The sequence below is a fragment of the Pseudonocardia sp. 73-21 genome (assembly GCF_001899645.1).
Lineage (GTDB): Bacteria > Actinomycetota > Actinomycetes > Mycobacteriales > Pseudonocardiaceae > Pseudonocardia.
The window spans coordinates 205,596-228,211 of record NZ_MKVV01000098.1 but is presented as its reverse complement, the minus strand read 5'-3'; the positions used below and the strand labels follow the sequence as shown (position 1 = coordinate 228,211).

The 22,616-nt window shown below is 73.5% G+C and carries 22 protein-coding genes; 10 read left to right on the top strand and 12 right to left on the bottom strand.

What is annotated here, in order from left to right; all coding sequences use genetic code 11:
* Nucleotides 1–21 precede the first annotated feature (21 nt).
* The 4 genes from BGP03_RS32265 to BGP03_RS32250 are packed head-to-tail and all read left to right on the top strand — an operon-like array spanning nt 22 to nt 2,580.
* Nucleotides 22–708, top strand: coding sequence for an energy-coupling factor ABC transporter permease (locus BGP03_RS32265; protein ID WP_298796254.1), 687 nt, complete (start codon nt 22–24; stop codon nt 706–708).
* Complete coding sequence (locus tag BGP03_RS32260) at nt 705–1,049, top strand: PDGLE domain-containing protein (RefSeq protein ID WP_298796256.1); 345 nt, start codon at nt 705–707, stop codon at nt 1,047–1,049. Before BGP03_RS32265 ends, BGP03_RS32260 begins: the two co-directional genes overlap by 4 nt.
* Nucleotides 1,049–1,813, top strand: coding sequence for a cobalt ECF transporter T component CbiQ (gene cbiQ / locus BGP03_RS32255; protein ID WP_296376218.1), 765 nt, complete (start codon nt 1,049–1,051; stop codon nt 1,811–1,813). The genes BGP03_RS32260 and cbiQ overlap by 1 nt, the downstream gene beginning before the upstream one ends.
* On the top strand, nt 1,810–2,580 hold the full coding sequence (locus BGP03_RS32250; protein WP_296376220.1) for an ABC transporter ATP-binding protein: 771 nt from the start codon (nt 1,810–1,812) through the stop codon (nt 2,578–2,580). Before cbiQ ends, BGP03_RS32250 begins: the two co-directional genes overlap by 4 nt.
* Here the strand turns inward: BGP03_RS32250 and BGP03_RS32245 are convergent.
* From BGP03_RS32245 to BGP03_RS32235, 3 genes are all read right to left on the bottom strand, one after another.
* On the bottom strand, nt 2,556–3,908 hold the full coding sequence (locus BGP03_RS32245; RefSeq protein ID WP_298796258.1) for an SPFH domain-containing protein: 1,353 nt from the start codon (nt 3,906–3,908) through the stop codon (nt 2,556–2,558). The two genes, BGP03_RS32250 and BGP03_RS32245, sit on opposite strands and share 25 nt — an antisense overlap.
* Before the next feature lie 74 nt (nt 3,909–3,982).
* Nucleotides 3,983–4,417 (bottom strand): NfeD family protein, encoded by a 435-nt coding sequence (locus BGP03_RS32240; protein ID WP_296376222.1) that lies wholly within the window; start codon nt 4,415–4,417, stop codon nt 3,983–3,985.
* A gap of 34 nt (nt 4,418–4,451) precedes the next feature.
* Nucleotides 4,452–5,279, bottom strand: a complete 828-nt coding sequence (locus tag BGP03_RS32235; RefSeq protein ID WP_298796260.1) for a DUF3097 domain-containing protein — start codon at nt 5,277–5,279, stop codon at nt 4,452–4,454.
* Nucleotides 5,280–5,411: 132 nt separating this feature from the next.
* Here BGP03_RS32235 and BGP03_RS32230 point away from each other — a divergent pair, with 132 nt between their 5' ends.
* Nucleotides 5,412–6,209 carry a hypothetical protein gene (locus tag BGP03_RS32230; protein WP_298796262.1) on the top strand — a complete coding sequence of 266 codons (798 nt, stop codon included), beginning with the start codon at nt 5,412–5,414 and terminating at the stop codon, nt 6,207–6,209.
* A 365-nt stretch (nt 6,210–6,574) separates the two neighbouring features.
* Here the strand turns inward: BGP03_RS32230 and BGP03_RS32225 are convergent, their stop codons facing one another.
* Both BGP03_RS32225 and BGP03_RS32220 read right to left on the bottom strand, forming a co-directional pair.
* On the bottom strand, nt 6,575–7,408 hold the full coding sequence (locus BGP03_RS32225) for an alpha/beta hydrolase (RefSeq protein WP_298796264.1): 834 nt from the start codon (nt 7,406–7,408) through the stop codon (nt 6,575–6,577).
* A gap of 140 nt (nt 7,409–7,548) precedes the next feature.
* Nucleotides 7,549–8,583 carry a response regulator receiver protein gene (locus tag BGP03_RS32220; protein WP_296376231.1) on the bottom strand — a complete coding sequence of 345 codons (1,035 nt, stop codon included), beginning with the start codon at nt 8,581–8,583 and terminating at the stop codon, nt 7,549–7,551.
* Nucleotides 8,584–8,758: 175 nt separating this feature from the next.
* Here BGP03_RS32220 and BGP03_RS32215 point away from each other — a divergent pair, with 175 nt between their 5' ends.
* From BGP03_RS32215 to BGP03_RS32200, 4 genes are all read left to right on the top strand, one after another.
* On the top strand, nt 8,759–9,982 hold the full coding sequence (locus BGP03_RS32215) for a cytochrome P450 (protein ID WP_296376320.1): 1,224 nt from the start codon (nt 8,759–8,761) through the stop codon (nt 9,980–9,982).
* Nucleotides 9,979–11,160, top strand: coding sequence for a tyrosine-type recombinase/integrase (locus BGP03_RS32210; protein ID WP_296376233.1), 1,182 nt, complete (start codon nt 9,979–9,981; stop codon nt 11,158–11,160). Before BGP03_RS32215 ends, BGP03_RS32210 begins: the two co-directional genes overlap by 4 nt.
* Before the next feature lie 225 nt (nt 11,161–11,385).
* Nucleotides 11,386–11,721: a metalloregulator ArsR/SmtB family transcription factor gene (locus BGP03_RS32205; protein ID WP_296376235.1), complete on the top strand. Its 336-nt coding sequence runs from the start codon at nt 11,386–11,388 to the stop codon at nt 11,719–11,721.
* Nucleotides 11,718–12,353 carry an SRPBCC family protein gene (locus tag BGP03_RS32200; RefSeq protein WP_296376237.1) on the top strand — a complete coding sequence of 212 codons (636 nt, stop codon included), beginning with the start codon at nt 11,718–11,720 and terminating at the stop codon, nt 12,351–12,353. Before BGP03_RS32205 ends, BGP03_RS32200 begins: the two co-directional genes overlap by 4 nt.
* A 32-nt stretch (nt 12,354–12,385) precedes the next feature.
* Here BGP03_RS32200 and BGP03_RS32195 read toward each other — a convergent pair whose 3' ends face one another.
* From BGP03_RS32195 to BGP03_RS32165, 7 genes are all read right to left on the bottom strand, one after another.
* A complete protein-coding gene (locus BGP03_RS32195) occupies nt 12,386–13,423 on the bottom strand; it encodes a ferrochelatase (RefSeq protein WP_298796267.1) in 1,038 nt (345 codons plus the stop codon).
* Nucleotides 13,424–13,584: 161 nt separating this feature from the next.
* Complete coding sequence (fabI, locus tag BGP03_RS32190) at nt 13,585–14,361, bottom strand: enoyl-ACP reductase FabI (protein WP_296376241.1); 777 nt, start codon at nt 14,359–14,361, stop codon at nt 13,585–13,587.
* Between the two features lie 41 nt (nt 14,362–14,402).
* Nucleotides 14,403–15,128 carry a beta-ketoacyl-ACP reductase gene (locus BGP03_RS32185; protein ID WP_296376243.1) on the bottom strand — a complete coding sequence of 242 codons (726 nt, stop codon included), beginning with the start codon at nt 15,126–15,128 and terminating at the stop codon, nt 14,403–14,405.
* Nucleotides 15,129–15,139: 11 nt separating this feature from the next.
* A complete protein-coding gene (locus BGP03_RS32180) occupies nt 15,140–16,129 on the bottom strand; it encodes a VWA domain-containing protein (RefSeq protein ID WP_296376245.1) in 990 nt (329 codons plus the stop codon).
* Nucleotides 16,130–17,053 (bottom strand): DUF58 domain-containing protein, encoded by a 924-nt coding sequence (locus BGP03_RS32175; protein WP_296376246.1) that lies wholly within the window; start codon nt 17,051–17,053, stop codon nt 16,130–16,132.
* Entirely contained in the window at nt 17,050–18,078 is a 1,029-nt protein-coding gene (locus BGP03_RS32170; RefSeq protein WP_296376248.1) for a MoxR family ATPase, read from the bottom strand. Before BGP03_RS32170 ends, BGP03_RS32175 begins: the two co-directional genes overlap by 4 nt.
* Nucleotides 18,079–18,125: 47 nt before the next feature.
* A complete protein-coding gene (locus BGP03_RS32165; RefSeq protein WP_298796271.1) occupies nt 18,126–19,478 on the bottom strand; it encodes an NlpC/P60 family protein in 1,353 nt (450 codons plus the stop codon).
* 252 nt (nt 19,479–19,730) lie between these two features.
* Here BGP03_RS32165 and BGP03_RS32160 point away from each other — a divergent pair, with 252 nt between their 5' ends.
* On the top strand, nt 19,731–22,529 hold the full coding sequence (locus tag BGP03_RS32160) for an aconitate hydratase (RefSeq protein ID WP_296376252.1): 2,799 nt from the start codon (nt 19,731–19,733) through the stop codon (nt 22,527–22,529).
* The last annotated feature ends 87 nt before the right edge of the window (nt 22,530–22,616 follow it).

The following is a 22,616-nucleotide window of genomic DNA, read 5'->3' as shown; positions in this document are numbered from 1 at the left end:
GTACGGATCACAGCGATGCACATGAGCGACGGTCTGGTGGACATCCCCACGGCCGCGGTCTTCGGGGCGGTCGCCGTCATCGGCCTGGCCCTGGCCGTCACCCGCGCCCGTCGCGATCTCGACGACCGCACGGCGCCGATGGCCGGCCTCGTCACCGCGTTCGTGTTCGCCGTCCAGATGATCAACTTCCCGATCCTGCCCGGCGCCAGCGGCCACCTGCTCGGGGGTGCGCTCGTCGCGATCCTCGTCGGGCCGTGGGTCGGGGCGCTGTGCATCGCCATCGTGCTGGCGGTGCAGGCCCTGCTCTTCGCCGACGGTGGGCTCACCACGCTGGGCACCAACATCACCAACATGGCCCTGATCAGCGTGTTCGTCGGCTACGGCGTCGCGATGGCGCTGCGCGGGCTCGCCCGCCGCAGCCGGGCCGGCCTCGTCGCCACGGCGTTCGTTGCGGCGCTGGTGGCCACGGTCGGTGCCTCGCTCGGCTTCGTGCTCGAGTACGCGATCGGCGGCGCGGCCGGGGCGGCGCTCGGCACGGTGTTCGCGCTGATGTCCGGCCTGCACGCGCTGATCGGCGTCGGCGAGGGCGTGATCACCGCCGCCACCATCGGTGCCGTTGCGGCCATCCGGCCCGACCTGGTCTACCTGCTGCGCGGCACCGCCGCCCCGCTGGAGCTGCGCACCGCCACCGAAGGGACGGGAGCATGAGCGTGCCGTCGAAGGACCGCAGGGCCATGGGCTTCTTCGTCGGGCTGCTCCTCGCGGCGCTGCTCATCGCCGGAGGCCTGTCCTACTTCGCCAGCTCGGCGCCCGACGGCCTCGACACCGTCGCGCGGAACGGCTGCGTACTCACCGAGGACGGCGAGCCCGAGTCCGGCACCTGCATCGCCCAGAACGCGCAGGACAGCGCGACGGCCGGCAGCCCGCTGGCCGACTACGCGGTCGGCGGTGGCGAGGGCACCACGGGCCTGGCCGGCGTCCTGGGCGTCGTGGCGTGCCTGGCGGTGGGCGGTGGCCTGTTCTGGGTGCTGCGCAGGCGCGACTCCTAGTGGGCGCCGGGCACTCGCATCCCCTGTACCTGGCGGGCTCCTCACCGGTGCACCGCCTGCCGTCCGAGGTCAAGATCGTGGCGGCGTTCCTGGGGGTGGTGTGCGTCGTCGCCACCCCGCGCGAGGCGTTCGGCGTCTTCGCGGGCTACCTGGTGCTGCTCGGGGCGATCTGGGCGATCGCCCGGATCCCGCCCGGTTGGATCCTGCGCCGTTCGCTGATCGAGGCCCCGTTCGTCGTGCTCGCCGTGCTGCTGCCGTTCACCGGCGGGGAGCCGCGCCTCGACTGGCTCGGGCTGTCGCTCTCCGAACCCGGCCTGCTGGGCGCGTGGAACATCCTGATCAAGGGCACGCTCGGGGTGCTCACCTCGCTCACGCTGGCCGCCACCACTCCCCTGCGCGACCTGCTGATCGGCATGCAGCGGCTGCACGCACCCGCCCTGGTGATCACGATCGCCACGCTCATGCTCCGCTACATCGACGTCATCGCGGGCGAGGCCCGGCGGATGCGGCTCGCGCGGATCTCGCGCGGCCACGACCCGCGGTTCCTCTGGCAGGTCGGCGCCACCGCCCGCGGCGTCGGCTCGCTGTTCGTGCGCTCCTACGAACGCGGCGAACGCGTGCACCTCGCGATGCTCTCCCGGGGCTGGGCGGGCGAGATGCCCCGACTGAACGAGGACGTGACCACCGCCCGGCACTGGCGGCTCGGGCTCGCCCCCGCCGGCGTCGCCCTGGCGCTGGCCGTGACCGGATGGATCCTGACATGACCACCCCACCCTCCCTGCTGGTGGAGGGCCTCGCCTTCGCCTACCCCGACGGCCACCAGGCCCTCTACGGCGTCGATCTGCGCATCGAACGCGGCGAGCGGGTGGCCCTGCTCGGCCCGAACGGCGCGGGCAAGACCACCCTCGCGCTGCACCTCAACGGCATCCACACGGCCGGGCGGGGCCGCGTCGCCGTCGGCGGCCTCGCGGTGGAGAAGGCGAACCTGCGTGAGATCCGCCGCCGGGTCGGCATCGTCTTCCAGGACCCCGACGACCAGCTGTTCATGCCCACCGTCGGCGAGGACGTGGCATTCGGACCGGCCAACTTCGGGGTCAGCGGCCCGGCGCTGCGGGAACGGGTGGACAACGCGCTCGCCACCGTCGGCATGGCGGAGCACCGCGACCGCTCCCCGCTGCACCTCTCCGGCGGCCAGCGCCGACGCGTGGCGCTGGCCACCGTGCTGGCCTGCGAGCCGGAGATCCTCGTGCTCGACGAGCCGTCGTCGAACCTCGACCCGGTGGCCCGCCGCGAGCTCGCCGACGTGCTGCTCGGCCTGGGCACCACCATCCTGATGGTCACCCACGACCTGCCCTACGCCGTGGCGCTGTGCCCGCGCAGCGTCGTGATCGACGACGGCGTGGTGGTGGCCGACGGCCCCACGCGCGACCTGCTCGCCGATCCCGACCTGCTGCGCCGGCACCGCCTGGAGCTGCCCTACGGCTTCACGCTCACGCAGACCGGGGCCTACTCCTCCGGCGGGGCGGGGTAGCCCGGCTTCCTCGTCGGCGCCTTCTCGGCCGCGGGCACGGCCGGGATGCCGCGCGGCGGGGTGGGCGTGGCGCTCTCGGGGAGCGGACGCCCGGCCGCCGGCTTGCGGGTGGACACGGGCCCGTCGGCGCGTGCGGGCGGGGGCATGTGCTGCGGCACCGGCGCCCCGGCCGGGGGCGGAGCGGGCAGGCCCGGGGTGGGCGGCACCGGAGCCCCGATGGCCGGCACCTCCTTGCGGGCCGCCGCCTCCGCGTCCGCCACGACCTTGGCGATGGCGGGGTCGGGGGTGGTGTCGAACCAGTCCTTCACCGACTCGTCGTCGTCCTGCGGCCGCGACAGGCTCTCCTCGACCGGCGACGGCTCGAACTTGAACACGCCGTCCTCCCCCGGGGCGCCCAGCATGCGCGTGAAGCCCTCCAGCGCCTTGCCGAAGTCCGACGGCACGACCCACACCTTGTTGGCGTCGCCCTTGGCCATCTGCGGCAGCGTCTGCAGGTACTGGTAGGCCAGCAGCTCCGGGGTGGGGCGGCCGGACTTGATGGCGGCGAACACCTTCTCGATGGCCTTCGCCTCACCCTGGGCCTCCAGGTACCGGGCGGCCCGGACGCCCTGCGCGCGCAGGATGCGGGACTGCCGGTCGGCCTCGGCGTTGAGGATGGCCGCCTGCTTCGCGCCCTCCGCGGTGAGGATCTGGCTCTGCTTGTTGCCCTCCGCACTGCGGATGGCCGACTCCCGCTGACCCTCGGCGGTGAGGATCATGGCGCGCTTCTCGCGGTCGGCCTTCATCTGCCGCTCCATCGAGTCCTGGATGGAGCGCGGCGGGTCGATCGCCTTGATCTCGACGCGCGCGACCCGGATGCCCCAGCGGCCGGTGGCCTCGTCGAGCTCGCCGCGCAGCACGGTGTTGATCTCGTCGCGCGAGGTGAGCGTGCCCTCCAGGCTCATGCCACCGACGACGTTGCGCAGGGTGGTGGTGGTGATCTGCTCGACGCCGACGATGTAGTCGGAGATCTCGTAGACCGCCGCCTTCGGATCGGTGACCTGGTAGTAGACGACGGTGTCGATGTTGACCGTCAGGTTGTCCTGGGTGATCACCGGCTGCGGCGGGAACGACACGACCTGCTCGCGGAGGTCGATGCGCTCCCGGACCTTGTCGACGAACGGCACGAGGAACACCAGGCCGGGGTCGGCCGTGCCCTTGAACCGCCCGAGCCGCTCGATGACCGCCGCCGTGGCCTGCGGGATGATCTGCACCGCCTTGACGAGCGAGACCACGACGAGCGCCACCAGCAGCACCACGACGATGAGCAGGACCGTACTTCCGTCCACCAGCGTTCCTTCCCTGTTCTCCCCGACCCCTGGACCTCAGGGGAGGGGATCCTCGCGCACCCGGGTGGCCGGGCTCACGCCACCCCGACGACGAGGGCCGTGGCGCCGGAGATCTCCATGACCGTGGCGTGCTCGCCCGGCTCCAGCACGTCGTCGGCGTCGACCGCGCGGGCCGACCACAGGTCACCGCCGATCGTGACCTGACCGCCGTGGCCGTCGACGCGCCGCACGACCACCGCGTTCGCCCCGACCAGCCGCTTGAGGTGCGACTCGTGGTGGCCGAGCCCGCGTTCGAGCTTGCGCCGCAGCGGGGGGCGCACCGCGAACACCAGCAGCCCGGCGGACACGACGAACACCGCCCCGCCCACGATGGGCCCGGCGACCAGCAGGGACGCCCCACCGGCCAGCAGCGCGGCGCCGCCGAGCATCAGGAGCACGAACGCCCCCGACAGCACCTCGGCGGCGATCAGCACGAGACCCGCGACGAGCCAGATCACGGCGGGGGTCATGTGTCCGATTCTGCCAGAGAATCGCTGGTGGTGATCAGACCGTCACGAAGTCGATGAGCTGCTCGACGGCCCCGATCAGCGGGGTCTCCAGATCCCGGAAGCTGCGTACGGCGCCGAGCACGCGGCGGGCCCCGTCGGCCGGCTCACCCCAGCGCAGAGCGTCGCAGACACCGCTCTTCCAGTCGGTGCCGCGCGGGATCCGCGGCCAGGCCCGGATGCCGACGACCGACGGCTTCACGGCCTCCCAGACGTCGACGTAGGGGTGCCCGGTGACGAGCACGTGCGGCCCGATGACGCTCTGCGCGGCGCGGGTCTCCTTCGACCCCGCGACCAGGTGGTCGACGAGCACACCGAGGCGCCGCTGCGGCCCGGGCCCGAACTCCGCGACGGCGGCCGCGAGGTCGTCCATGCCGTGCAGCGGCTCGACGACGATGCCCTCCACACGCAGGTCGTGACCCCACACCCGCTCGACGAGCTCGGCGTCGTGGATGCCCTCCACCCAGATGCGCGCGGCCCGCGCGGTGCGGGCGGTGTGGCCCTGCACCTTGACCGAGCCCGACGCGGAGCGCACGGGTGCTCTGCCGTCGCCCCGCCCGACCCCGACGCGGGCGGCCGGGACCAGCGTCACCAGCGCACCGTCGACCATGAACCCGGCCGGGACCAGCGGGAACACGCGCTGCCGACCGTGGCGGTCCTCGAGGGTGACGTCACGGATGTTCGCGGTGGTGACGGCCCCGCAGAAGCCGCTGGCCGGGTCCTCGACCACGAGCCCGACCTCGGCCGCGACCTCGGGGATCGCACGTTTCGTCGGCCTGCGAACGCCGTCGGTGTCGAAGACCCCGCGGTAGTCGTGCGTCGTCACCGGGCAGTTGTACCGGGACGTCTCCCGTCGCTGTGGCACCGACACGCATCCCGGTCCGGGGTGACGCAACGTGGCCGTCGTCACCCGCACGGCGGGAGTGCCGTCCGCCCCGGACGTGGCTAGCCTGGCGCCGTGCCCTGCCCCTCCGCGACCTTCACCGTGTGGACATCGGCCTGGCTGGCCGGCGCCGCGGCGCCCGACGACGTCCTCGACGCGCTCGCGCCGTGGGCCGAGGCGCACGACGTGCAGGCCGCCGATCCCGACACGGCCGCGGCCACCGACCTGCCCGAGCCGGGCTCGCCGGTGTCGTCGCTGATGTTCCTGCTGGCCGCGCTGCGCCGGGCCGCGCCGCGAACCCCCGCGCGCCTGGTGCTGCCCGCCCCCGGCGACGTGCGCGGCCTGCCGGGTCCCGGGATCTTCAGCCGGGAGGCCACCGCCGCGGGCGAGGGCGTGCTGTTCGTCGACGCCGGCGTCGGGATCGTGCCCACCCAGATCGCCGACGGCGTGCTGCGCTGGACCGTCTACCCCGTGCCCGAGCCCGGGCCGGTGCCGGAGTTCGTGGCGCTGAGCCAGGCCGAGCGCGACCTGCGCGAGGAGGTGCGGCGCTCCACGTCGGTGCTCACCTCGCTGGGGGTCGCGCGGCACCGGCCCGGGGTGCGCGAGGAGATCGCCGCCAGCCTGCGCCGACGCCCGCAGTCGCTGTGGCCGGCCGGCATGCCCGGCCAGCCGCTGCGCGTGCTGCAGCAGGCCGACGAGGTGGAGGCCATCCTCGCCGCCGCCTCGGTCGACGAACCCGACGGGGCGCTGTCGGCGTCGGCGGCCCAGGCCCGCCGGGATGCCCTGCGGCCCATCGAGACCGCCGTCCGCGTCGCCCGCCGGGCGGCCGTGGCCGAGGCCGTGCGCGTGCTGGCCAGCAGCCCGATGGTCTGACCCCACCCGTCGGTGGATGTGCGCCGCCGCTGCCCTGGTCAGCGTCCGGCCCATGACCACTGTGGATCGACGCCGGGGGGATCGACGCCGGGGGGATCGACGCCGGCGTTCGCGCTCGCGCTGCTCGTCATGATCACACTGCACGAGCCGGCGCACGCGGTGGCGGCGCCGGCGCTGGGCCGTCCTGCGTCAGGTCCTGCTGGTCGGCGGCCTGGCGCTGTGAGCTCCCGACCTCGGGCGTCTCGACGCGCTGTGCGCCCCGGCGTCGTCACCCACGCGCTGACCCTGGGCCGCAGAAAATCGAGGGCACACGGCAGTTCCCCACCGCCACGCGCACGACGTGGCGATGATCGAGCAGTGACCGGTCATGGGTCCCGCAGGAACGCGGCGAGCACGTCGAGCGACTCCTGCGGGCGTTCCTCGACCAGGAAGTGCCCCGCGTCGACGACGGCACCGCGCACGTCGGCGATCCGCTCCCGCCACACCGTCAGCGGGTCGACGGGGCGGTTGCCGACCACCCCGCGCCCGCCCCACACGACGAGGCTCGGGGCCGCGACGCGGCGGTCGAGGTCGGCGCGGTCGTGCTCCAGGTCGACCGACGCTCCGGCGCGGTAGTCCTCCAGCATCGCGTGCCGGGCGTCGGCGTCGGCGAAGCAGCGCTCGTACTCGGCGACGGCCGCCGGGTCGAACGCGTCGAGCCCGCTCCCCCAGCCACCGAGGAGCGAGTGCAGGTAGCCGGTGGGGTCGGCGGCGATCAGGGTCTCCGGCACCGGCTCGGGCTGGATGTAGAAGAACCAGTGGTAGTAGGCCGTGGCCAGCGCGCGGTCGACGTTCTCGTAGACGTGCAGCGTGGGCAGGATGTCGATGAGCACGAGGCGCGTGACGGCGTCGGGGTGGTCGAGCGCGAGCCGGTGCGAGACGCGGGCCCCGCGGTCGTGCCCCACCAGCGCGAACCGCTCGTGTCCCAGCGCCCGCATCACCGCCACCTGGTCGGCGGCCATCGCGCGGAACGAGTAGCCGGCGTGGTCGGCACCCGCCGACGGGCGCGACGAGTCGCCGTAGCCGCGCAGGTCGGCGACCACGACGGTGTGGTCGTGCGCCAGCGCGGGCGCGATCCGGTGCCACATGGCGGAGGTCTGCGGGAAGCCGTGCAGCAGCAGCACGGGCGGCCCCGCCCCGGCGTGGCGGACGGTGATCACGGCGTCGCCGGTGTCGACCGCGGTCGTCTCGAAACCCCTCGAACATCTGGCGGACGCTAACGGTGTCTCCGCCCCCTGGCGACCGCAACCACACCGTGGTTCCCGCACGATCGTCCTGAGGCCGGGTGGCGGCTGCGCCGTCACCGAGGTCCGCCGCGGTCGGCCAGGGCCGCGCTGATGAGCTCGCGCAGCTCCGCCGCGGCCGGTCGGGACGCGTCCAGCTCCTGCCGCAGGCGGGCGACCTCCTCCCGGACACCGACCAGCTCCGTGTCCGCGCCCTCCTCCCGGGCCCGGGCCGCACGCAGGTCGTCGCGCAGCCCGGCGAGGTCGGAGCGGTCACGGTCCCGGTCGGCCTCGGCCCGGGCCCGGACGGCCGCCAGTTCCGCGGCCAACCCCTGCCGCGCCGCGCGTTCGGCGTCGCGGTCGGCGACGGCGGCCGCCGCCTGCTCCACAGCCTGCACGCGGGCGGCGTCGGCTGTGTTCACGGTGCGCGTCGCGTCGGCCAGGTCCGCAGCGAGAGCAGCGGACCCCGCGAGCGCGGCGTCCCGCTCCGCCGCCGCCCGCTCGGCACCCAGGCGGGCGTCCTGGACCTGCCCCTCCGCGGTGGTGAGCTGCGCGGCCATCATCTCCCGCGCGGCCACCGCCTCCCCCGCCTGCTGGCGCGCCGCCCCCAACGCCTCGGTGGCCTCCAGCGCCTGACGCGCCGCCGCGGTCGCCCGGGCGACCGCCTCGGTCCGCTCGGCGGCCGACCGCTCCGCCGCCTCGGCGCTGCGCCGGGCGCGGGCGACGGCGGCGTCGCGGTCCTGCTCGGCGGCGAGCCGGGTGGCCTCGGCCGCGGCGGCCTGCCGGTTGGCCTCCTCCACCGCCGCGACGGCGTGGGCCTCCACCTCGTCGATCCTGGCCGTGACCAGCGTGAGTGCCTCCGTCAACGCCGCGACCGGCCCGCGGACGGCGTCGACGTGCTCGCGCAGCCGGTCGGCGTCGAGCCCGAAGGCGGCACGGGACGAGTCGAGACCCAGCGCGTCGAGGGCGTCGCGTTCGGCCCGGGCCATCTGGGCACAGGTCCGGCCGCCCTCCCAGCGGGTGTCGCGGCAGAACGTGCGGCGCCGCCCGCCCTGCGGGCCCGGTGCGGGGAGCTCGGCCCGGCACTTGCTGTAGCCGCAGATCGGTTCCATGTTGACAAACTCTACAACAGGTTCTTTGTATGGTTTATCGCAACCCCGACCAGCGAAACCTGCGTTTCGTTGGTGAGCAGCTGACCGAGGGGAGGGGCAGGAGAGGCCCCTGACTAGAGTCGACGGCATGCGCGGGGCCCGCGGACGCATCGTCAACCTCCTGGCACGACTCGTGATGTGGCGACGGCGCGGGAAGGGATCGCCCGACGCGCTGCTGTCGATGCTTCCCGACTCGGCTCTCGTCCCGCTGCAGCGCGACGGGCTCGATCCCGTCGCCGACCTCGGCGAGCTGCGCTCCCGCGAACCGGTCAGTCAGCTCAAACTTCCGCTGGGCCTGCGGGCCTGGCTCGTCACCGGTTACGCGGAGTCCAGGGCCGTCCTGGGTGCGGCCACCACGTTCAGCAGCGACTTCAGCCACCTCGTGGGCACCGTCGGCATCACCGCCGACCAGAACCCCGGCGGCCTGGGCTTCACCGACCCGCCCGACCACACGCGCCTGCGCAAGATGCTCACACCGGAGTTCACCGGCCACCGGCTGCGCCGTCTCGCCCCGCGGATCGACGCCATCGTCGACGGCCAGCTCGACGAGATGGCCGAGGCCGCCCGGTCCGGCGACCCCGTGGACCTGGTGCAGCGCTTCGCCCTGCCGATCCCCTCGCTCGCCATCTGCGAGCTGCTCGGTGTCCCCTACGAGGACCGGACCGACTTCCAGCGTCTCTCCACCACCCGCTTCGACCTGCTCGGCGGCGTCGGTGGCACGCTCGGCGCGATCTCGGAGTCGATGACCTACCTGCGCGACATGGTCAAGCGGCAGCGGGCCGAGCCCGGCGACGGCATGCTCGGCATGCTGGTCAAGGACCACGGCGACGACATCACCGACGAGGAGCTCGCGGGGCTGGCCGACGGCCTGCTTACCGGCGGCCTGGAGACCACGGCCAGCATGCTGGCCCTGGGCGCGATCGTGCTGCTGCAGCACCCGGAGACGCGGACCGCCCTGATCGAGCGCGACGACGCCATCGACCCGGTCGTCGAGGAGCTGCTGCGCTACCTCACCGTCGTGCAGGTCGCGTTCCCCCGCTTCGCCACCGAGGACGTCGAGGTGGGCGGGCAGAAGATCCTCACCGGCGACATCGTGCTGAGCTCCCTCTCCGGCGCCAACCGCGACGGCGTACCCGGCCTCGAGGGGTTCGACCCGACGCGCGCCTCCCGTCCGCACCTCGCCTTCGGCTACGGGATCCACCGCTGCGTCGGCGCCGAGCTCGCCCGCATGGAGCTGCGCACCGCGTACCCGAAGCTGCTGCGCCGCTTCCCCGCCATCGCGCTCGCCACCGACGACCTGACCTACCGCAAGCTGTCGTTCGTCTTCGGCACGGACGCGCTGCCGGTCACGCTGGGGTGAGCAGCGCCGACGCGCTGGCGGTGTTCGAGTCGCTGCCCGCCCCCGTCGAGCCCGTCGACTGGCCCGGCGTCGACGATCCCGACGCGCTGCGCGCCCAGCTCGCCGACTGGTTCTCCCAGTACGCCAACGCCGGCACCCGCCGCACCTACGCCTACGCGCTCGGTCTGCCGGTCTCGTGGGTGGACCGGGCCCCGGTGCCGTCGGCCCGGCGCCCGCCCGCCGCACCGGCCGGGCCGCTGCACGACCTGGCTTGGTTCCGCTGGTGTGCCCGCATCCCGCTCGACCCCCGTGCCGCCACGGGCACCCATGTGAAGGCATGGCTGCACGCCCTCGACGCCGCCGGGGCCCAGCGCCGCACCCGGCAGCGGATGCTCTCCACGCTGTCGGCCCTCTACGGCCACCTCGCCGAGACCGGGGTGGTGGCCGCCAACCCCGCCGCCCTCAACCGGGCGCGGCTCGGGCTCACCGCCGGCGCCCGCGACGCCTCCCCCACCGTGCGGCTCACGGCCGGGCAGGTCGCGGCCCTGCTCAGCTCCGCGGCGCGGCCGACGGTGCGCGGGCGCCGCGCCGAGCTCTACGCCCGGCGCGAGGTCGCGTTCGTCGCGCTGCTGACGCTGGGCCTGCGCATCTCGGAGATCACCGGGTTGGACCGCGCCGACCTGCGCCGATCCGGCGGCGACGACGTGCTGCGGGTGCTCGGCAAGGGTGGGTTGCACCGGGAGGTCTACGTCACCGCCCTCGTGGGCGAGGCGCTCAGCGCGTACCTGACCGAACGCGACCGTCACGACGGCGCCGCCACCCCCGCCCGCCGGGGCCGTACCACCGCGGGCTCCGAGCCGATGCTCGCCACCCGCGAGGGCGGACGCTGCTCACGGGTGGACCTCTACACCCGGTTGCGCCGGATCGCCGCCACCGCCGGCCCCGAGCTCGACGGGGTGGCCGACCGCGTGCACCCGCACGCCCTGCGCCACGCCTACGTCACCATCGCGCTCGAGCAGGACGCCCGTATCCAGCACGTGCAGGCCGACGTCGGCCACGCGACGATCGCCACCACCCAGCACTACGACCGCGGCCTGCGCACCCGCGACACCACCGCCGCGGACGCCGTCGCCGCCGCGGTGGCCCAGGCGTGTCGGGAAGCGGCAGCCGGCGTCGACGTCCCTCCTGATCCCACCTGACATCGACGCGCTGCCGGCCTGGCAGCAGGAGGTCCGCCGCGAGGTGCGCCGCCTGGCGCACGAGGCAGACCCGGAAACCACCGAGACGATCAAGCGCACCCGCCGGCCGTACTTCGTCCCGCCGGGCAACGTCTGCGCCCTGCTCGCGGCGAGGACACCCCGGGCCGGCAGCGGCCGAAAGATAAAAGCTGGACTTGTATAAGCCTCTACTTCTATAGTCGCCGGGTGCACGCGTTCGACGTCCTCGGTGATCCGGTCCGCCGCAGGATCCTGGAGCTGCTCGCGGCCGGCGAGCAGAGCTCCGGGGAGCTCACCACCACGATCCGCGACGAGTTCGGGATCAGCCAACCCGCGGTCTCCCAGCACCTGAAGGTGCTGCGGGACAACGGGTTCGCCACCGTTCGCCCGGAGGGCACACGACGGCTCTACGCCGTGCGCAGCGAGCCGCTCCGTGACGTCGACGCCTGGCTAGACCCGTTCCGCCGCTTCTGGACCCCGCACCTGGACGCGCTGGCCACCGAGCTGGCCCGCGGCCGCCGACGAAAGGACCACCCCTCATGATCGACGTGACCCACCAGATCAACGCCGTCTCCCGCGCGGTCGGCTCCCGCACCCTCGACGCCGGTGAGGCCCGGACGGTCACGATCAGCCAGACCTACAAGGCCGACGCCGACGACCTCTGGGACGCCTGCACCAACGCCGAGCGGATCCCGCGCTGGTTCCTGCCGGTCAGCGGCGAGCTGCGGGTCGGCGGGCAGTACCAGCTGGAGGGCAACGCGAACGGCACCGTCCTCACCTGCGACCCGCCCACCGCGTTCTCCGCGACCTGGGAGTACGGCGGGCAGGTGAGCTGGATCGAGGTCCGCGTCTCCCCCACGTCCGACGGCGCCCGCTTCGAGCTCGAGCACATCGCCCACGTCGACGACGAGCTGTGGGCACAGTTCGGGCCCGGCGCCGTCGGCCTGGGCTACGACATGGCGTTCATCGGCCTGTACCTGCACCTGACCGGTGGCGGCGTCACCGTCGACCCCGCCGAGGCCCTGGCCTGGTTCGCCTCCCCCGACGGCCTCCGGTTCATCACCGCGGCGAGCACGGCCTGGGGCGAGGCGAGCGCGGCTGCGGGCACCGACCCCGGGGCGGCCCGCGCGGCGGCCGAGCGCACCACGGCGGCGTACACGGCCGTCCCGGAGTAGCCCGCGCTCCCGCCCCGGAGGCGGGCGCGGCGTCAGGAGGCCGGGCGGCCCCGGCGCTTCGGCGGCAGGCAGCAGTCCACCGCGCACGGCGCACCGTTGACGGTGCAGCCCGCGCCCGGGACCTCGCTCAACCGGCGGGGCGCGCCGTCGTGGCGGTGCTCGTCGATCAGCTCCACCACCATGTCGGCGAACCGCGGGTCCGGCCCGGCGGTGGCGGCCCGCGCGAAGCCCATGCCCAGCTCGGCGGCCCGCTCCTTCGCCTCGTTGTCGAGGTCCCACACCACCTCGACGTGGTCGGAGACGAAGCCGACCGGCGAGATCACCACGTCCGTGACGCCGGCGGCGTGGAGGGCGTCGATGTGGTCGACGATGTCGGGCTCCAGCCACGGCACCTGCGGGGGGCCTGAACGCGACTGCCACACCACGTCGTACTCCGCCGCCCCGACCTCGGCCGCCACCAGCCGGGCCGCCTCGGCGACCTGCCTCGAGTAGCGGTGGCCGCCCTCCTCGGGAGGACCGGCCGCGGCGTCGGCGGACGTCGGGATGGAGTGGGCCGTGAACACCAGCCGCGCGCCCGGCGCGACCTCGGCCTGAGCGGCGCGCACGGCGTCGGCGTTGGCGGCGACGAACGCGGGGTGGTCGAAGAAGTGGCGCAGCTTGGTCAGCTGCGGGGCGGCGTCACCGACGGCCTTGCGGGCGCGGGCGATGTCGTCGTCGTACTGGCGGCAGGCGGAGTAGCCCCCGTACGCACTCGTGGCGAACACGAGCGCGTTCCGCACGCCGTCGGACACCATCGACGCGAGGGTGTCCTCCACCAGCGGGTGCCAGTTGCGGTTGCCGAAGTAGACGGGCAGGTCGGTGCGATCCCGAACGGCCGCGATCAGCTCGCGGTTGCGGGCGTTGATCGGGGAGACGCCGCCGAAGTGCTGGTAGTGCTCCTCGACGGCGTCGAGCCGCTCCGGCGGGATCCCCCGCCCCCGGGTCACGTTCTCGAGGAAGGGGCGGACCTCGTCGGGGCCCTCCGGGCCACCGAAGGACAGGACGAGCAGGGCGTCGACCGTGGAGTGCACGCCGATGATCCTCCCACCGATTCCCCGAAACGGCCTCGGGAGCGGGGTGGCTGTGCGTGCCTCCCGGCACCGGAACTACCTGCCGTGCGCCGACGACGTCGTCGATCCGCCGGTCCCGGCGGCGGTGGCCCGGCGCCGCGACCGGGCCTTCCCGCCGTGAGTCACACGCCGATCGCGTGGAACCCTCCGTCGGCCATCACCATCGACCCCGTGGTGACGGGCAGCCAGTCCGACAGCACCGCGCACACCGTCTTGGCCACCGGCACCGGGTCGGTGACGTCCCAGCCCAGCGGGGCGCGGCCGTCCCAGGCGTCCTCGAACGCGGCGAAGCCGGGGATGGACTTGGCGGCCATGGTCCTGACCGGGCCGGCGGCCACGAGGTTGACCCGGATGCCCTGGGGGCCGAGGTCACGGGCGAGGTAGCGGCAGACCGACTCCAGCGTCGACTTCGCGACGCCCATCCAGTCGTACGCGGGCCACGCCTGGCGGTTGTCGAAGTCCATGCCCACGACCGAGCCACCCGGACCCATCAGCGGCAGCAGCGCGGTGGCCAGCGACTTGAACGAGTACGCGCCCACCTGGATGGTGGTGGCCACGTCCTCCCACGGCGCGTTCATGAACGCCCCCTCGCCCAGGCACGACGGCGGGGCGAAGCCGATCGAGTGCAGCACGCCGTCGAGGTGCGGGGCGTCGCCCAGGTGCGGGGAGACCCGCTCGACGAGGGAGTCGAGCTGCGCCTGGTCGGAGACGTCGAGCTCCACCACCGGCGCGGGCTGCGGGAGCCGCTGCGCGATGCGCTCCACGAGCCGCATGCGTCCGTAACCGGTGAGCACCACCTGCGCGCCCTGCTCCTGCGCGACCTTGGCCGCGTGGAACGCGAGCGACGCGTCGGTGATCACACCGGTGATGAGCAGGCGCTTGCCCTCGAGAAGTCCCATGAAAGGTGACCTTAGTGGAGCGCCCCGGACCCGCCGGGACGCTAGTGACCCATGCCCAGTCCGCCGTCGACCGGGATCACCGCGCCCGTCACGTATCCGGCGGCGTCCGAGCCGAGCCACGTGACGGCGGCGGCGACCTCCTCGACGGTCGCGTACCGGCCCAGCGGCACCTGCTTGAGGATCTCCTCGCGCCGGGCGTCGGGCAGCGCGCGGGTCATGTCGGTGTCGACGAACCCCGGCGCCACCACGTTGGCGGTGATGCCGCGGGAGCCGAGCTCGCGGGCGATCGACCGCGACAGGCCCACCAGGCCCGCCTTGGAGGCCGCGTAGTTGACCTGGCCGGCCGAGCCCAGCAGCCCGACGACGCTGGAGACGAACACCATCCGGCCGCCGCGGGCCTTGAGCATGCCGCGCGAGGCCCGCTTGGCCACCCGGTAGGCGGCGGTGAGGTTCGCGTCGATCACCTTCGTGAAGGAGTCCTCGCTCATCCGCATGAGCAGCCCGTCGTCGGTGATGCCGGCGTTGGACACCAGCACCTGCACCGGGCCGTGCTTGTCCTCGACCTCCGAGAACGCGGCATCGACGGCGTCGACGTCGGTGACGTCGCACTGCACGGGCAGCAGCTCACCGGGCAGGCCGTCGACAGGCGCCCGGTGCGTCACCGCCACCTGATCACCCTGCGCGGCGAAGGCGGTGGCGATCGCCAGCCCGATCCCGCGGTTTCCTCCGGTCACCAGCACGCTGCGTCCACCCTCTTTGGGTCCCATGGGGCGCAACCCTACGGAAAGCGCCTCCCGAGGACGATCCCGGAGCCGAGCCCGACGACGAGCAGCAGTGCTCCCCCGGCCAGCCACGGCCGGCTGGTGTCGACCTGCCGCACCTCGTAGCCGATCTGCTCCCCCAGCTGCGAGTACACCTGCCGCAGCTCCTGCTCGCTCGCGGCCTTGTAGAACTGGCCGCCGGAGAGCTGTGCGATGGTGCGCAGCGAGTCGTCGTCGACCGCGACGGACACCGGCGGCTTGTCGGGGTCCAGCTCGATCGACCCGTAGTCGGTGCCGAACGAGATCGTGGAGACCGGGATCTTGGCCTGCGCCGCGGCCCGCGCCGCGGTGTAACCACCGCGTGGCAGGTTCTTGGCGTCCGGCCCGCTGGGCACCGTCTGCCCGCCGTCGCTCATCAGGACGATCCGCGCGGGCGGCGGCCCGTCGGCGGAGCCACCGGCCAGGGCCTGGGAGAACGTCTCCACCGACTGCATCGCCGCGAAGATCGCCTCGCCCGTGGCCGTGGCCTCCGCCAGCTTGAGACCGTCGATCGCGCGCTTCACCGGCTCGCGGTCCACCGTCGGCGAGACCAGCACGGCCGCCGTGCCCGCGAACGACACGAGCCCGAGGTTGACGCCCGGCGTGAGCTGGTCGGCGAACGCCTTGGCGGCGGCCTGGGCCGCGGCGAGACGGCTCGGCTGGACGTCGGTGGCGCGCATGGAGAGCGACACGTCGATCACCAGCAGCACGGTGGCGCGGTTGCGCGGCACCTTCGCCTCCGCCTGCGGGCCGGCCAGCGCCACGGTCAGGACGGCCAGCGCCACCATCAGCGCCGCCGCGGGCACGTGGCGGTACCAGCCGGGCCGTTTCGGGGCGACGGAGTCGAGCAGGGCGAGGTTGGTGAACTTGACGACGTCACGGCGCCGGCGGCGCAGCAGCACGACGTAGGCGACGACGAGGGCGGCCACCACGAGCAGCCCCAGGAGCCACCAGGGTTGGGAGAACATCTACCGTCCTCCCCCCGACCACGCCCGCTTGCGCGCCAGCGCGAAGCGCACGATGTCGGCGATCCAGTCGGAGTCGGTGCGCAGCGTCAGGTGCGCGGCACCGGAGCGGCGCAGCGCGGTGGCCACCCGGTCGCGGTGCTCGGACGCGGCGGCCGCGAACTCGCGGCACAGCAGCGGCGTGGTCTGCACCTCGCGCTGGCGGCCCGTCTCGGGGTCGGCCAGCACGACGGTGCCCACGTCGGGCAGCTCCAGCTCCCGGGGATCGAGCACCTCGATCGCCAGCAGCTCGTGGCGGGCCGAGAGCGCGCGCAGCGGCCGCTCCCAGTCGGGTTCGCCGAGGAAGTCGGAGATCACGACGGCCAGGCCGCGCCGCCGGGGCGGTCGGCGCAGCTGCTCGATCGCCGCGGCGAGGTCGCCGCGGGTGCCCTCCGGCGCCCGCGGGGTGGCCGCGACCGTCCGCAACAACCCGCGGGCGTAGGTGAGCCCCCCGCGCGCCGGCAGGCGCACCGTCCTCTCCCCGGTGGCGACGACGGCCCCGACCCGGTTGCCGCCGCCGCGCGTGAGGTGGGTGACGGCGGCCAGCGCGGCGATGGCGAGGTCGCGCTTCTCGCAGGTGGCGGTGCCGAAGTCGAGGCTGGGCGACAGGTCGAGCACCACCCACGTCTCCAGCTCGCGGTCGGCCACGGTCTGGCGCACGTGCGGCTCGGTGGTGCGGGCGGTGACGGCCCAGTCCATCCGGCGCACGTCGTCGCCGGGCTGGTAGGCGCGCGCCTCCCCCGGCTCGCTGCCCGGGCCCGGCACGAGCCCGACGTGGTTGCCCTGCAGCAGCCCGTCGAGCCGCCCGCGCACGGTGAGCTCGAGCGCGCGCAGCGAGGCCTCCATCCGCCCGTCCCGGAAGGAGGGCGGGTTGGCTACTGGCGTCATCCGGGCTGGCCGGCGGCCGTGTACTGGGCCGGGCGGGCCGTCACCTGCGGGAGCGGGACGGTGGCCAGCACCCGGGAGATGATGTGGTCCATCGGCACCGAGTCGGCCACGGCGTCGTAGGAGAGCACCAGGCGGTGGCGCAGCACGTCGGGGGCCACGTCCAGCACGTCCTGCGGGAGCACGTAGTCGCGCCCGCGCACCAGGGCCAGGGCCCGGGCCGCCGCGACGATGCCGAGCGTGGCGCGCGGGGACGCGCCGTAGGACACCCAGCCGGCGACGTCGGCCAGGCCGTGCTCCGCCGGCGTCCGGGTGGCGACGACCAGGCGCACCACGTAGTCGACGAGGGCGTGGTGCACGAACACCCTCGACGCCACCCCCTGCAGCCGCACCAGCTCCGCGGGGTCGATCACCTGGGTGGCCACCGGCGGCTCGGCGCCCATCCGGTAGACGATCTCCCGCTCCTCCTCCACGCCCGGGTACTCGACGATGATCTTGAAGAGGAACCGGTCCCGCTGGGCCTCGGGCAGCGGGTAGACACCCTCGTTCTCGATGGGGTTCTGGGTGGCCAGCACCAGGAAGGGATCGGGCATCGGGAAGGTCCTGCCGCCGATCGACAGGTGCCGCTCCGCCATCACCTCGAGCATGGCCGACTGCACCTTGGCCGGCGCGCGGTTGATCTCGTCGGCGAGCACGAAGTTGGCCACCACCGGGCCGAGCTCGACGTCGAACTCCTCGCGGCCCTGGCGGTAGATCCGGGTGCCGAGGATGTCGGCGGGCACGAGGTCGGGGGTGAACTGCAGGCGCGAGAACGAGCCCCCGACGACCTTCGCGACGGTCTCGACGGCCAGGGTCTTCGCGACGCCGGGCACGCCCTCCAGCAGCAGGTGGCCCTTGGCCAGCAGGCCGACGAGCATCCGCTCGACCAGGCGGTCCTGCCCGACGATGACGCGCTTGATCTCGAAGACGACGCGCTCGAGGCGCTCGCCCTCGGTGGCCGGGCTGGGGACGGACTCGTCGACGCTCACGCGGCCATCTGACACCGCGTCCCGTATGACGACGGTGAAAGGGCGCCTCAGAGCATCCGGGTGACGTAGGGCATGAGCCCCCCGTAGCGCATCGGCACGACGCGGACGGCGCTGCCCGAGTAGGGCGCCTCGATCATCCGGCCATCGCCGATGTAGAGGGCGACGTGCCCGATCGCGCCGCCCTCGGCGTAGAAGAGCATGTCACCCGGCCGGCGCTGCGAGACCGGCACCTGCTGGCCGGAGGTGTACTGGTAGCCGCTGTAGTGCGGCAGGGAGATGCCGACACCGCCGAAGGCGTAGATCATCAGGCCGGAGCAGTCGAACCCGATGCGGTTGTAGTCGCCGTAGCTGTCGGCGACGCCGCCGTCGCGGATGCCGCGGGACGGACCGGACCGCGTGCCACCGCCCCAGGCGTACTGCACCCCGAGCTGCGACATCGCCCGGTCGATCACGGTCGCGACGGAGCCGGAGGCCCGGACCGGGGCGCGAGCGGGGCCACCGGACGGGGCCGCCTGCGCGACCCTGGCGGCGGCCGCGGCGGCCGCGGCGCGCTGCCGGGCGGCTTCGGCCTCGGCCTGCTGCTGCTGCCAGGTGAGGAAACGGGCGCGCTGGTCGCGCAGGCCGGCGTCCGCGGCCTCCGCCGCACCGAGCTGCCGGTTCACGTCGTCGCGCTGGGCCTGCACCTGCTGCAGCTGTGCGATCTGCGCGCGGGTCTGGGCCTGGACGGTGGCGACCGCCCCGTCGGCGGCCGTCTTCGCCCGGGTCGCGCGGTCCGCCTCGGCCCGCGCGTCGTCCTCGGCGGCGCGCGCCAGCGAGTCGGCGTTGGCCTTGGCGACCCGCGCCCGTTCCATGCTGTCCAGTGCCTGCTGCTGCTGGGCGGCGACCACGTTGGCCAGGCCCGCCCGGTCGATGAGGTCCTGGGGGCCGGTGGCGCTGGTGAGCAGGCCGAGCGGTCCCGTGTCGGGCCCGTTCTGGAACTGCGCCACCAGGAACGCGTCGAGCTGGGCCCGGGCATTGTCGATCGCGCTACCGGCGGCCGCGGTGGCGATACGCGCGTCGGCCGCCTTCCTGCTGGCGGCATCGGCGGCGGCCTGCGCGCTCTGCATGTCGACGAAGGCCTGGTTGGCGACCTCCTGTTGCGCCGTCAGCTGCAGGTGGAGGTCATCGACCTTCGCGTCGAGGCCCGCGAGCCGGGAGGTCAGGGACGCCACCGCGGCGGCCCGCTGCGCGACCGTGGCCTTGCTCTGCTGCAGGTCGCCGTTGGTCGGGTTGGGCGGGGGCGGCGGTGTCGGGGGCTGCGCGAAGGCCGTGCCGGGCACTCCGGCGAGGCCCAGCGGGGGCATGATCCCGATCATCGCGACGAGCACGGCCAGCACGCAGAGACGTCCGTACCGCCGCACCCGGAGCCTCCCACCGACGCATGATCATGACGAGCGTCCGCACTCTGTCAGCCGGACCGCCGTCCGCCGGGTCGGGACACGCGGGGATCGACGATTTCCACCACATGGGGTAGCCGTCCCCGACTCGACGTCTTCACAGTACGAGCGTACTGTTTGCGGCAACGGGGGTCCACGGTGCTGGCGGGAGCCGGTGCGCGAGACTCGCCCGCGAGACCCACCGACGCGCCCACCACCGCTTCAGGAGGACACAGAGTGACCAGCACAGACAGCTTCGGCGCGAGGGGGACGCTCCAGGCCGGCGGGGCCGAGCACGAGATCTTCCGGCTCTCTGCCGTCGAGGGCGCCGAGCGCCTGCCGTTCAGCCTGAAGGTCCTGCTGGAGAACCTGCTCCGCACCGAGGACGGCGCCAACGTCACGGCCGACCACGTGCGCGCGCTCGCCGGCTGGGACCCCACGGCCGAGCCCGACACCGAGATCCAGTTCACGCCGGCCCGCGTGATCATGCAGGACTTCACCGGCGTTCCCTGCGTCGTCGACCTGGCCACCATGCGCGAGGCCGTCACCGAGCTGGGCGGCGACCCGGCGAAGGTCAACCCGCTGGCGCCCGCCGAGCTGGTCATCGACCACTCGGTGATCATCGACGTCTTCGGCACCCCCGACGCGTTCGAGCGCAACGTCGACTTCGAGTACAGCCGCAACAAGGAGCGCTACCAGTTCCTGCGCTGGGGTCAGGGCGCGTTCGACGAGTTCAAGGTCGTCCCCCCGGGCACCGGCATCGTGCACCAGGTCAACATCGAGCACCTCGCACGCGTCGTGATGACCCGCAACGGGCAGGCCTACCCCGACACGCTCGTCGGCACCGACAGCCACACCACCATGGTCAACGGCCTGGGTGTGCTGGGCTGGGGCGTCGGCGGCATCGAGGCCGAGGCGGCCATGCTCGGCCAGCCCGTCTCGATGCTCATCCCGAAGGTCGTGGGCTTCAAGCTCGTCGGCGAGATCCCGGCCGGCGCCACCGCCACCGACGTCGTGCTGACGATCACCGAGATGCTGCGGCGCCAGGGCGTCGTCGGCAAGTTCGTGGAGTTCTACGGCGAGGGCGTCGGCGCGGTGCCGCTGGCCAACCGCGCCACCATCGGCAACATGAGCCCGGAGTTCGGCTCCACCGCGGCGATCTTCCCGATCGATGAGGAGACCATCCGCTACATGAAGCTGACGGGTCGCCCCACCGAGCAGCTCGAGCTCACCGAGGCCTACGCCAAGGAGCAGGGCCTCTGGCACGACCCGAAGCGCGAGCCGGTGTTCTCCGAGACCCTCGAGCTCGACCTGGGCACCGTCGTCCCGTCCATCGCCGGCCCCAAGCGCCCGCAGGACCGCATCGAGCTGACCGACGCGAAGTCGGCGTTCCGCAAGTCGGTGCACGACTACACCGACGACCCCGAGGGCGCCCCGGTGGGCGTCGACGAGTCGGAGAAGGAGTCCTTTCCCGCCAGCGACCCGCCCGCCCCGGGCAGCGGCGCCGACGAGAAGCCGGTGCTGTTCTCCGCGGCCGAGGGCTGCGAGGGCCGCCCGTCGAAGCCGACGAAGGTCGTCTCCGAGACCCGCGGCGAGTTCACGCTCGACCACGGCGCCGTCGTCATCGCCTCGATCACCAGCTGCACCAACACGTCCAACCCGTCGGTGATGCTCGGCGCGGCGCTGCTCGCGAAGAACGCCGTCGAGCGCGGCCTCACGGTCAAGCCGTGGGTCAAGACGTCGATGGCCCCGGGCTCCAAGGTCGTCACCGACTACTACGAGAAGGCCGGCCTCTGGCCGTACCTGGAGAAGCTCGGCTACCACCTCGTCGGCTACGGCTGCACCACGTGCATCGGCAACTCCGGCCCGCTCTCCGACGAGATCTCCGCGGCCATCAACGAGGCCGACCTCTCGGTCGTCTCGGTGCTCTCGGGCAACCGCAACTTCGAGGGCCGGATCAACCCGGACATCAAGATGAACTACCTGGCCTCGCCGCCGCTGGTCATCGCCTACGCCCTCGCGGGCACGATGGACTTCGACTTCGAGAACCAGCCCCTGGGCCAGGACACCCACGGCACCGACGTCTTCCTGAAGGACCTCTGGCCGTCGGCCAAGGACGTCCAGGACACGATCGACAACTCGATCAGCCAGGAGATGTTCACCAAGGACTACGCCGACGTCTTCGCGGGCGACGAGCGCTGGAGGAGCCTGCCCACGCCGGAGGGCAAGACCTTCGACTGGGACGCGCAGAGCACCTACGTGCGCAAGCCCCCGTACTTCGAGGGCATGTCGCCGGAGCCGTCGCCGGTCGTCGACATCTCGGGCGCGCGGGTGCTGGCCCTGCTGGGCGACTCGGTCACCACCGACCACATCTCCCCCGCCGGCGCCATCAAGCCCGGCACCCCGGCGGCTACGTACCTCACCGACCACGGCATCGACAGAGGAGACTTCAACTCCTTCGGCTCGCGGCGCGGCAACCACGAGGTGATGATCCGCGGCACCTTCGCCAACATCCGGTTGAGGAACCAGCTGCTCGACGACGTCTCGGGCGGCTACACCCGCGACTTCACCCAGGCCGACGCCCCCCAGTCGTTCATCTACGACGCGGCGCAGAACTACGCGGCCGCCGGCATCCCGCTGGTCGTGCTGGGTGGCAAGGAGTACGGATCCGGCTCGTCCCGTGACTGGGCGGCCAAGGGCACCGCGCTCCTGGGCGTCAAGGCCGTCATCGTCGAGTCGTTCGAGCGCATCCACCGCTCGAACCTGATCGGCATGGGCGTCATCCCGCTGCAGTTCCCGGCGGGCGAGTCGGCGACGTCGCTGCACCTCGACGGCACCGAGACGTTCGACATCAGCGGCATCACCGAGCTGAACGACGGCTCCACGCCCCGCACCGTGGCGGTGAAGGCCACGAAGGCCGACGGCACCGTCGTCGAGTTCGACGCGGTCGTCCGCATCGACACCCCCGGCGAGGCGGACTACTACCGCAACGGCGGGATCCTGCAGTACGTGCTGCGCGGCATGCTGCGCGCGTAGCACCTCTCCCCCTGCTCCGCTGACGGCGGGCGTCCCCGGCTCCGGCCGGCGGCGCCCGCCGTTTCGTTTCTCCGGGCGTCGGTGATG